The organism is Streptomyces regalis (assembly GCF_001509475.1).
GTDB lineage: Bacteria > Actinomycetota > Actinomycetes > Streptomycetales > Streptomycetaceae > Streptomyces > Streptomyces regalis.
The window spans coordinates 31,711-41,480 of the sequence record NZ_LLZG01000401.1 but is presented as its reverse complement, the minus strand read 5'-3'; the positions used below and the strand labels follow the sequence as shown (position 1 = coordinate 41,480).

Here is a 9,770-nt window from a genome sequence, read left to right as displayed (position 1 = left end):
GCTCGTCCATCAGCAGCAGCTTGCTGTCCTGGGCGAGCGCACGGGCCAGGGCGACGCGCTGGCGCATCCCGCCCGACAGCTCGTGCACCCGCTTGCCGTACGCGCCCTGCAGCCGTACGAGTTCGAGCAGCCGTTCCGCCTCCGGCCGGCGCTCCACCTTCGCGACCCCGCGCAGCTTCAGCGCGAGTTCGATGTTCTTGCCCGCGGTCAGCCACGGGAACAGGGCGTGCTCCTGGAACATCAGGGCGGGCCGGCCGTCCGTGCCGATCGTGCCGGCGGACGGCCGGTCCAGCCCCGCGACCAGGTTGAGCAGCGTGGACTTGCCGCAGCCGGAGGCCCCCAGGAGGGTGACGAACTCGCCGGGTGCGACATCGAGCGTGATGTCGTCCAGCACGAGCTGTTGCCCGCCGCGTGTGCCCGGCACCGGGAAGGACTTCGAGACGTGCTCGATACGGGCGGCGTACGTCACCGCCGTGGCGTCCTGGGCGACCTCGGCGGTCGTGGCCGTGAGAGTGGCCATGGTCGTCACCTCCTGGGAACTCATCGAATGCGGTGGTTACTTGACGCCGAGACCGGCGTCGTCGACCTCGTCCTTGCCCTCGGCCTTGAGGACCTTGTTGAGCGGGGTGAGGTCGTAGATGCCCTTCAGGTCGGGCTTCTCCAGCAGGCCGGCCTTCACCGCGTGCTCCGCCTCGGTGCCGAGGGTGGCGGCCAGCGGGTCGTCGAGGAAGGTGATCGACTTCCAGGCCGGGTCGACGACCTCGGCGGGCAGGGCCTTGCCGGACTCCGCCTTCAGCGCTTCGTTGGCCGAGGCCTTGGCCTTGTCCGGGTTGGCGTTGATCCAGGCGTTGGTCTTCACCGAACCGCGCAGCACGGCCTCGACGACGTCCGGGTGCTCCTTCAGGAAGTCCTGCCGGACGATGATGTTCGTGATCACGAACTTCTTGTCGGGCCACAGGTCGCCCTCGTCGAGGAGCACCTTGCCGCCCTCGGCGACCAGCTTGGACGCGGTCGGCTCAGGAACCCACGCGCCGTCGATCGAGCCGGACTTGTAGGCGTCCGGCGTGATCTTGTTGTCGGTGCGGACGACGGAGACGTCACCCTTGCCGCTCTGCGCGTCGACCTTCCAGCCCTGCTCGGAGATCCAGTTGAGCAGCGCGACGTCCTGGGTGTTGCCGAGCTGCGGCGTGGCGATCTTCTTGCCCTTGACGTCCTTCAGGGACTTGATCTTCTCCGGGTTGACGACGAGCTTCACACCGCCGGAGGCGGAACCGGAGATGATGCGCAGGTTCTTGCCCGCCGCCTTGATGTAGCCGTTGATGGCGGGGGAGGGACCGATCCAGCCGATGTCGAGGTCACCGGAGTTCAGCGCCTCGATCTCCGAGGGACCGGCGTTGAACGTCGACGGCTTGATCCTGGTGCCGCCGAGCTCCTTCTGGAGCAGGCCCTCCTGGATACCCACCAGCGCGGTGGCGTGCGTCAGGTTCGGGAAGTAGCCGATGTTCACTTCGTCGACGGAGAGCTTCTTGGCGTCCGCCGCGACCTCGGCCTGCTTGTCGCTGTCGGTGGACTCGGCGCCGTAGCCGCAGGCGGTCAGCAGCAGGGGGAGCACCGTCACGACGGCGAGGGTGCGCAGGGCGGTGAGCGGTCTTGCGGCAGACACAGAAGTGTCCTCTCAGACGTGGTTGATCAGGGAGGTACGGCAAGAGGTACGGCGAGGCAGGCAGTTCGGCGCCGAGGCGGATGAGCCTGCTGGAGCGCGCAGCGGCGTAGCGGTGGTGCGGCCGGTACTGCGGCGGGTCTCAGGCGGACTGACAGATGGCGCTGGACGTACGGCCGAAGTCGATGTGGCGACGCGAGGTCAGGAGGGGGAGCAAAAGGTCTGTCTGGTTGCGCATGCGCATGGCCACCCCACCCCCATAGTTTCCTAGTTTTCCTACCTGGTTGATGGGGATCGTGGCAGAAGCCGGCGTCGGCACCAAGGGGATGTTCATATGATGGACTCAGCTATCTCGCTTTCCGAGATGGAAGCCTCGGAGTCCAGAGCGCGCAGCAGCGCACGGGCCGCCTCGATCAGCGCGGTGGCGTGGACGGTGTGGCCGGGGACGGTGGGGCTGGTCGCGGTGAAGGTGCCGGTGGTCTCGTCGGTGCCGATCCGGGCGCCGGCGCCCACGAAGTCGATGTGTCAACTGCGCCCCGGGATGCGCCGGTCGAGGCGGTCCGGTATCCGGGTCCTGCTTGACGGCGAGCACGATGTACTGCTCAATGGGTCGCATGAATGCCCAGCAGCGCTTGGTCTCGCGCGATCACATCGACTTCGGTCGGGTGTGGTCCGCGGCGTGTTGCGCCTGACTCGGCAGCGGGCCGTCTGACCGGCCCTTCCCTCCCTCGGTGACCCCGTCGCGGGCCGAGCTCCCTCTTCGCGCACCCTGCCGGTGCATTGCCTTCCCGTCTTCACCGACGCCCGGCGTCGTCACGCCCGTACCGAAACGGTCAGCCGTTGTTGTCTGACGAGTCATCACTCATGCCTGTGCGCAAGGCAGTTCAGCCATGCCTTGCCTTCCTGACCGGGCGCCGCATTCCCGAAAGGTCACGTCCATGCCCGTGGAGTTCCTCGGCATCGCCGCCACCGACGACGGCTCCGAAACCACGCCGCGCTCCGGCGCCGCGTTCGACAAGGAGTACACACTCCGGCTCGCCCGGGCGCACGAGGACCACGGCTGGGACCGGGTGCTGTTCGCCTACGGCTCCGGATCACCGGACCTTGCCCCGGCCGCCGCGTACATCGCGAGCCGGCTGGACCGCCTCCAGATCCTGCTCGCGTGCACTTCATCACCGGCGGCAACAACCACGAACAGGGCCGTGAGGGCGACACCCTCACCAAGGACGAGCGCTACGCCCGCACCCGCGAGTGCCGCCGTGTACGCCGCCGGAGGCGCCGAGGCCGTTCGGCGGCTCCTCGCCTATCGCCGGAGAGATCGCCGCCCGGCACGTCGACGTCTACCTCACCTGGGGCGAGCCGCCGTCCGCTGTCGCCGAGAAGATCGCCTGGATCCCGGCGCTGGCCGAGAAGGAGGGCCGGAGCATCAGCTTCGGCATCCGCCTGCACGTCATCACCCGGGACACCGCCGAGCAGGCGTGGGCGGAGGCCCGGCGGCTGCTGGACGGCTTCGACGCGGAGACCGTACGGGCCGTACAGGCCGGGCTCGCCCGCAGCGAGTCCGAGGGGCAGCAGCGGATGCTCGCCCTGCACGGCGGCGGCCGCGACGACCTGGAGATCCACCCGAACCTCTGGGCCGGCATCGGGCTGGTGCGGGGTGGCGCGGGCACCGCGCTGGTCGGCAGTCACGACGAGGTCGCCGAGCGGATCGCCGAGTACCACCGGCTGGGCATCGACGAGTTCGTGCTCTCCGGCTACCCGCACCTGGAGGAGGCGTACTGGTTCGGCGAGGGCGTCCTGCCGCGGCTGGAGGCGCGGGGGTTGGGGAGCCACCCGTTCCGCAGCGCGACGGCCGCACAGCTCGCGGCTCAGATCTTCTGCCTTTCTGCCTTTCTGCCTTGAAGGAAGTCCGCCATGACAAGCGCACCCCCGGCCGACTGGCTGCACACAGCCCGTGAGCTGGCGGACGATCTGGCCACGGACGCGGTCGAGCGCGAGCAGGCCGGCAAGCCACCGCTCGACGAGGTCGCGCGGCTGCGCGAATCGGGGCTGCTGACGCTGCTGGTGCCGGTCGCGTACGGCGGAGGGGGCGCGGACTGGCGCACCGCCTACACGGTCGTACGGACCCTCTCCGCGGCCGACGGATCCGTCGGCCACCTGCTGGGCAGCCACTACTTCCTGTCCTACTGCGCCCGGTTCTTCGCCGGCCCCGACCGTGCCGCACGCGTGGAGCGGGCGTTCACGGCGGGGCAGTGGTACTGGGGAGGCGGCATCGCCTCGCAGGAACCGCCCCTGATGCTGACCCCGACGGCCAACGGCTATGTGCTGGACGGCCATCAGAGGTATGGCTCCGGAGTCGGGGTGGCCGACCGGTTGGTGGTCCGGGCCGCCGTGCCCGGCACCGGCGAGCCCCTCGCCGTCCTCGTGGACCCCGCCCACCCCGGCCTCGTGAACGGCAGCGGCGGCGACACCTTCGGGCAGCGGCTGGCGGCAGCGGGCGGCGTGGGCTTCGACTCCGTGCCGGTCGCCGCCGACGACGTGCTCGGCTCCCTCTCCCCGGACGACGGCGCCCTGTCGCCCTTCGCCGGCCTCGCCGCGCCGACCGCCCGGCTGGTCTCCGCTCAGTTCTGTCTCGGCGTCGCCGAGGGGCTGCTCGGTGAGGTCCGCGAGCACGGACGGGCGGCGCAGTCCGCCTGGCAGCCGTTCTCACCCCAGCCCTGGCCGGGCAGCCCGCCGCAGGACCCGTACGTGCTCACCGCGTACGGCGAACTCGCCGTCGCCGCACGTGCCGCAGCCGCCCTCGCCGACCAGGCGGTGGCCGCCCTGACGAACGGCCTGGCGCGAGGCGAGGGCCTCGCCGACGAGGAGTGCGCGGAGATCGCCGTCCTCGCGAGCGCGGCCGAGGCCGCCGCCTCCCGGGCCGCGCAGGAGATCACCACCGGTGCCATGGACGCCGTCGGTGTGCCGGCCGCCTTCGCGCGGCGCGGCCTGGACCGCTTCTGGCGCGACACCCGCACGCACACCCTGCGCGAGCCGGTCGCCCACCGACTGCGCGAGGTCGGGGACTACTTCCTCAACGGCGCACACCCCCCGTTCAGCCTCCCCGCCTGATCGAGGGGCCGGGAGGCGAGGATCGGCCACGGCGGTGATGGATAATCTCAGCATGCGGATCTCGGCGAGAGCGGACTATGCGGTGCGGGCAGCGTTGGAGTTGGCCGCGGCCGGTGACGACACCTCGCTCAAGGCCGAAGCGATCGCCGAGGCGCAGGGCATCCCGCACAAGTTCCTGGAGGGCATCCTCGGCGACCTGCGCCGGGGCGGCCTCGTGGTCAGTCAGCGCGGCGGCAAGGGCGGCTACCGACTTGCCCGCCCGGCCGACTCGATCCCCATCGCGGACGTGATCCGCGTGGCGGACGGCCCCCTGGTCTCGGTGCGCGGCGTACGCCCGCCCGACCTCTCCTACATCGGCCCCGCGGAGTCCCTGCTCCCGCTGTGGATCGCCGTACGCGCCAACGTCCGCAAGATCCTCGGCGAGGTCACCCTCGCCCACGTCGCCGCGGCCAAGCTGCCCGACGACGTCCTGAGCCTCGCGGACGACCCCGAGGCCTGGACGAATCCCTGACCGGCGTCTCACTGCCCGGCGGCCCCTTTTGACGCGGCTGGGATGCGGCCCGACACTCCAGTACGGGAATCCTAGTGAATTAGTAGGGAAACATGGACCGCTGCGCCACATCGACCTCGTGCGGGTGTGCAGCGAGGCAAGTTCCCCGCACGGTGAGGGCGTCACGTGTCCGCTCTGTCTGCGGATCGCCGTCACGCACAGCCTGCTCGGCCTCGACGACGTCCTCCCGGTGACCTTGCTGCCCGCCGTGTCCGACGCCCCGGACGGGGGGCACCCGGAGCTGCGTCCGCTGTACGAGGCCAGCTCGCACCAGCACCCCGGCCCGGCCGCGGCGCCGGTGCTCAGCGACGCCTGGACCGGCACGACCGTGAGCACGCACGCCCCGGACATCCTGCGGGACCTGGCCCGACGGTTCGGCGGCCGCGGCCCGGACCTCTTCCCGTACGGCGCCGAGGAGGCCGTAGAGAGCATCGGCCGCCTCTGCGAGCAGGGCATCACCGCGGCCGCGCAGCGCGCCGGACAGCCGGACGACGACTCGGCGGCACGCGACACCGCCCTCACCACCCTGCTGCACACACTGGAGCGGCAGCCGGCCTCCCAGGAGTACCTGCTCGGCGGACTGGGCGGCGTACGGACGCGATGTCAGTCGAACGGTTTCTCCCACACCGACACGTGCTTGCCGCTCTCGCTCGTGAACGGCTCGCGCGTCCAGTTCTCCCACCGGTCGCGCAGCCGTAGGCCGGCGAGACGGGCCATCAGGTCCAGCTCGGCCGGCCAGACGTACCGGAACGGGATGGACCAGTGCTCGGCGCGGCCGTCGGCAATGGTGACGTAGTTGGAGCTCATGGCCTGGGTGGCGAGGTCGTAGGTGTCGAACGCCCAACGCGTATCGCTGATGTGGAACGGTACGGCGCTCTGCCCGGCGGGGAGCTTGCGCAGTTCGGGGACCATGACCTCGACGACGAAGCAGCCGCCGGGCGCCAGGTGTGCGGCGACGTTGCGGAAGCAGTCGACCTGGTCGTCCTGGGTCGTCAGATTCATGAGCGTGTTGAAGACCAGGTAGGCGACCGAGAAGGTCTTCTCCACCCGCGCCGTCGCGAAGTCGCCGATCGTCACGTCGATCGCGCTGCCGCCGGGCTTGGCGCGCAGCCGGTCCACCATGGCGCGGGACATATCGATGCCGTGCACCGGGACACCGCGGCCGGCCAGCGGTAGCGCGATCCGGCCGGTGCCGATGCCGAGTTCGAGCGCCGGGCCGTCGCCGGCGAGTTCGGCCAGCAGGGCGACCGCCGGGTCGACCACGTCGGGGCGGAACATGTCCGCCGCCGAGGTGTCGTAGGTGGCCGCGATGTTCTCTCCGAAGTAGCCGTCGTCTTCGATCACGCCGGGACGATACTGCCGGCTGCCGCGCCGGGGCACGTGATTTTCCACGGGCGGCCGATCGGGGTGCTGGCACCACCGCCAAGCGGGGGGCTGGGACGACTGCCCTCGGCAGCGTCTCCACCTAGCTTCGATACGTCAGGAAGCCAGCAGCTCCAAGGCAGTCCGAGGAGACGTCATGAGTGCTTTAAGCAGGAGGAATGTGGTGCGCGGCGGTCTGGTCGCCACGACGGCGGGGGTCGTGGTGCCCGGACTGGGCGCGGGCGCGGGCGTGGTCGCGGCGGCGGACGAGGCGTCCTGCCCGCCGGCACCCGGACCGGCCATGGTCGGGCGCGGCGATCCGCGGTACCGGTCCCTGGCGTCCCGGGGCTACAACCGCCGGTTCGTGGGCGGGCCGGAGCACGTCTGGGTGGTCGGCACGACCGCGCACGTCGTACGGGCCGTACAGCAGGCGGTGGACAGCGGACGGCGCATCACGGTCCGCAGCGGCGGCCACGGCTTCGAGAACTTCGTCGCCGACCCGGCCGTGGAGGTGGTCGTCGACATGTCCGCCATGACGGCGGTGTCGTACGACCCTGACCGCCGCGCCTTCGCTGTGGAGGCCGGTGCCCTGCTGGGCGAGGTGTACCGGAGGCTGTACCTGGGCTGGGGAGTGACGATCCCGGCCGGCTGGTGTGCCGACGTCGGCATCGGCGGGCATGTCCTGGGCGGCGGCTTCGGTCCGCTGTCCCGGCTGATGGGCCTGTCCGTGGACCATCTGTACGCGGTCGAGGTGGTCGTCGTGGACCGGGCGGGCAAGGCGCGCAGAGTGGTGGCCACACGCGAACCCTCCGATCCGAACCGGGACTTGTGGTGGGCGCACACCGGTGGCGGAGGCGGCAGCTTCGGCATCGTCACCCGCTACTGGTTCCGCACACCAGGCGCCGACGGCGACGACCCTTCCGCCCTCCTGCCCGCCCCGCCGTCCGGTGTGCTGAGCTTCTCGGTCACCTGGGACTGGCAGAAGCTCGACAGGACGTCGTTCGCCCGGCTGGTCCGCAACCACTGCGCCTGGGCCGAACGGCACAGCGCCCCCCACTCCCCGTACCTCGCCCTCTACAGCGAACTCGCGCTCACCCGCCGCCCGTCGGGGACGGTCCTCATGATCGGCCAGGTGGCAGCGGACTCCGGCGCCGAACGAATGCTGGACGAGCACCTCGCCGCGATCAACCGGGGCGTTCCGGTCCAGCCGGTCCGCACGGTGAGGAACCACTCCTGGCTGGCCGCGGCCCTGGCCGGCTCACCCGGCGACCCCGGCCCCGTCTACCGGCTGAAGGTCAAGTCGGGCTACCTGCGCCGACGTTTCACCGACCGGCAGATCGACACCCTGCACCACCACCTCACCCGCTCCGACTACGACCACCCCGGCGGCAGCGTGAGCCTCTACACCCACGGCGGCAAGGTCAACACCGTGGCGGGGGACGCGACCGCGACCTCCCACCGCGACGCGAGCATCAAGATGTTCTACGTCAACGGATGGGAGGACCCCCGCGACGACGCCCGGCACATCGCCTGGCTGCGCGAGTTGTACCGGGACCTGTACGCCGACACCGGCGGTGTCCCCGCGGCTGCCGACGGCGCGTTCATCAACTACCCCGACACCGACCTGGCGGACCCCGCCTGGAACACGGGCGCCCCGTGGCACACCCTGTACTTCGGCGAGAACTACCGCCGGCTCCAGCGCATCAAGGCGAAGTGGGACCCCCGTGACGTCTTCCACCATGCCCTGTCGGTGCGCCCGGCCCTCAGGCGAGGGTGACCTCGACCGGCAGCTTCTTGATGCCGTTGACGAAGTTGGAGCGGACCCGCGGCACGTCTCCGGCCAGGCGGATGTCGGCCAGGCGCGGGATCAGCTCCTCGAACATGATGCGGATCTCGGTGCGGGCCAGCAGGTTGCCCAGGCACAGGTGCGGGCTGCCCTTGCCGAAGGTGACGTGGTCGTTGTCCGTGCGGGTGACGTCGAAGTCGTACGGGTTGCCGAAGACCTCCTCGTCACGGTTGCCGGACGCGAACCACATGACGACCTTGTCGCCCTCCTTGACCTGCTTGCCGCCGAGCTCGACATCGCGCGTGGCGGTACGGCGGAAGTGGTACACGGGGGAGGCCCAGCGCAGGAACTCCTCGACCGCCGTGGGGATCAGGGAGGGATCCTCCTTCAGGCGGGCCAACTGCTCGGGGTGCTGGAGGAGGGCCAGCATGGAGTGGGAGATGGTGTGGCGGGTGGTCTCGTTGCCGGCCACCACCAGCAGCAGGAAGTAGTTGTCGAAGTCCTGCGGGGAGAGCGGGACACCGTCGCGCGGGGTCGTGTTGACCAGCCGCGAGATCAGGTCCGTGCCGTCGCCGCCGCGCCGCTGCCTGGCCAACTCCCGCCCGTACTCGAAGACTTCGATGGACGCGGGCGAGCGGAACGGCAGGTCGCGGTACTTCTCGCTCTCCTCGCCGTGCAGCAACACGTCCGCGTAGTCGGGGTCGGTGTTGCCGATGATGCGGTTGCCCCAGTCGATGAGCTGCTGGTTGTCCTCCGGCGGCACGTCGAGCAGCCGCGCCAGGACGTTGATCGGGAAGTCCGCGGAGACGTCGGCGACGAAGTCGAACGTGCCCTTGGCGAGGGCGGCGTCCAGGGTCGTCGCGGTCAGGCCGCGCAGGAAGTCGGCGTAGCTGTTGATGACGCTCGCGCCGAACTGCCGCTGGATCACGCTGCGCAGCGCTCGGTGGCGGACGCCGTCCATCTCCAGGATGGAGGCGCGTTTCTTGATCTGGTCCTCGTCGACCTCTTCCAGGTTCACGAACTTCGTGGAGGTGAAGGTCTCGGGGTCGCGGTCGACGCGGGCGATGTCCGCGTGCCGGGTCACCGCCCAGAAGCCGGAGTTGGGGGCCTCCTCCGGCTGCCAGTGCACGGGGTCCTCATGGCGCAGGGTGTGGAACATCCGCCACGGGGTGACCCCGTCGGTGAAGTTGTCCAGGTCGGCGAGGTCGACGTCCGCCAGCGGCATCGGTTCGTTCACGGCGGTCGCGGCGGCAGCAGCGGCGGCGGAGGGCTGGGGCTGGATCTGCGTCTCGGTCATCAAT

General features: G+C 70.5%; 8 protein-coding genes and 2 pseudogenes. 5 read left to right on the top strand and 5 right to left on the bottom strand.

What is annotated here, in order from left to right; genetic code table 11:
• From ADL12_RS43640 to ADL12_RS43630, 3 genes are all read right to left on the bottom strand, one after another.
• A partial coding sequence (locus ADL12_RS43640) for an ABC transporter ATP-binding protein (protein ID WP_159053480.1) occupies positions 1-520 on the bottom strand: 520 nt, incomplete at its 3' end.
• A gap of 36 nt (positions 521-556) precedes the next feature.
• Positions 557-1,663 (bottom strand): ABC transporter substrate-binding protein, encoded by a 1,107-nt coding sequence (locus ADL12_RS43635; RefSeq protein WP_062713936.1) that lies wholly within the window; start codon positions 1,661-1,663, stop codon positions 557-559.
• Positions 1,664-1,990: 327 nt separating this feature from the next.
• Positions 1,991-2,173, bottom strand: coding sequence for a hypothetical protein (locus ADL12_RS43630; RefSeq protein WP_062713933.1), 183 nt, complete (start codon positions 2,171-2,173; stop codon positions 1,991-1,993).
• 425 nt (positions 2,174-2,598) lie between these two features.
• On the opposite strand from ADL12_RS43630, the pseudogene ADL12_RS43625 reads away from it, so the two are divergent.
• The 4 genes and pseudogenes from ADL12_RS43625 to ADL12_RS57420 all read left to right on the top strand — a co-directional run.
• Positions 2,599-3,562, top strand: a pseudogene (locus ADL12_RS43625) (LLM class flavin-dependent oxidoreductase).
• A 12-nt stretch (positions 3,563-3,574) separates the two neighbouring features.
• Positions 3,575-4,771, top strand: coding sequence for an acyl-CoA dehydrogenase family protein (locus ADL12_RS43620; RefSeq protein ID WP_062713931.1), 1,197 nt, complete (start codon positions 3,575-3,577; stop codon positions 4,769-4,771).
• Between the two features lie 52 nt (positions 4,772-4,823).
• Positions 4,824-5,282 carry an RrF2 family transcriptional regulator gene (locus ADL12_RS43615; protein ID WP_062713929.1) on the top strand — a complete coding sequence of 153 codons (459 nt, stop codon included), beginning with the start codon at positions 4,824-4,826 and terminating at the stop codon, positions 5,280-5,282.
• 160 nt (positions 5,283-5,442) lie between these two features.
• Positions 5,443-5,898 (top strand): annotated as a pseudogene (locus tag ADL12_RS57420) (glutathione S-transferase family protein); the annotation flags it as partial.
• Positions 5,899-5,924: 26 nt separating this feature from the next.
• Here ADL12_RS57420 and ADL12_RS43605 read toward each other — a convergent pair.
• Positions 5,925-6,665, bottom strand: a complete 741-nt coding sequence (locus ADL12_RS43605) for a class I SAM-dependent DNA methyltransferase (protein WP_062713945.1) — start codon at positions 6,663-6,665, stop codon at positions 5,925-5,927.
• A 175-nt stretch (positions 6,666-6,840) separates the two neighbouring features.
• Between ADL12_RS43605 and ADL12_RS43600 the strand changes: the two genes are divergently transcribed.
• Positions 6,841-8,460, top strand: coding sequence for an FAD-binding oxidoreductase (locus ADL12_RS43600; RefSeq protein WP_062713925.1), 1,620 nt, complete (start codon positions 6,841-6,843; stop codon positions 8,458-8,460).
• Here the strand turns inward: ADL12_RS43600 and ADL12_RS43595 are convergent.
• Positions 8,447-9,766 (bottom strand): cytochrome P450, encoded by a 1,320-nt coding sequence (locus ADL12_RS43595; RefSeq protein ID WP_062713923.1) that lies wholly within the window; start codon positions 9,764-9,766, stop codon positions 8,447-8,449. The genes ADL12_RS43600 and ADL12_RS43595 overlap by 14 nt on opposite strands.
• Positions 9,767-9,770 lie beyond the last annotated feature (4 nt).

Coding starts and splice junctions, on each gene's coding strand:
- ADL12_RS43615 (WP_062713929.1), top strand. CDS start 4,824: ATGCGGATCTCGGCGAGAGCGGACTATGCGGTGCGGGCAGCGTTGGAG.
- ADL12_RS43595 (WP_062713923.1), bottom strand. CDS start 9,766: ATGACCGAGACGCAGATCCAGCCCCAGCCCTCCGCCGCCGCTGCTGCC.
- ADL12_RS43600 (WP_062713925.1), top strand. CDS start 6,841: ATGAGTGCTTTAAGCAGGAGGAATGTGGTGCGCGGCGGTCTGGTCGCC.
- ADL12_RS43620 (WP_062713931.1), top strand. CDS start 3,575: ATGACAAGCGCACCCCCGGCCGACTGGCTGCACACAGCCCGTGAGCTG.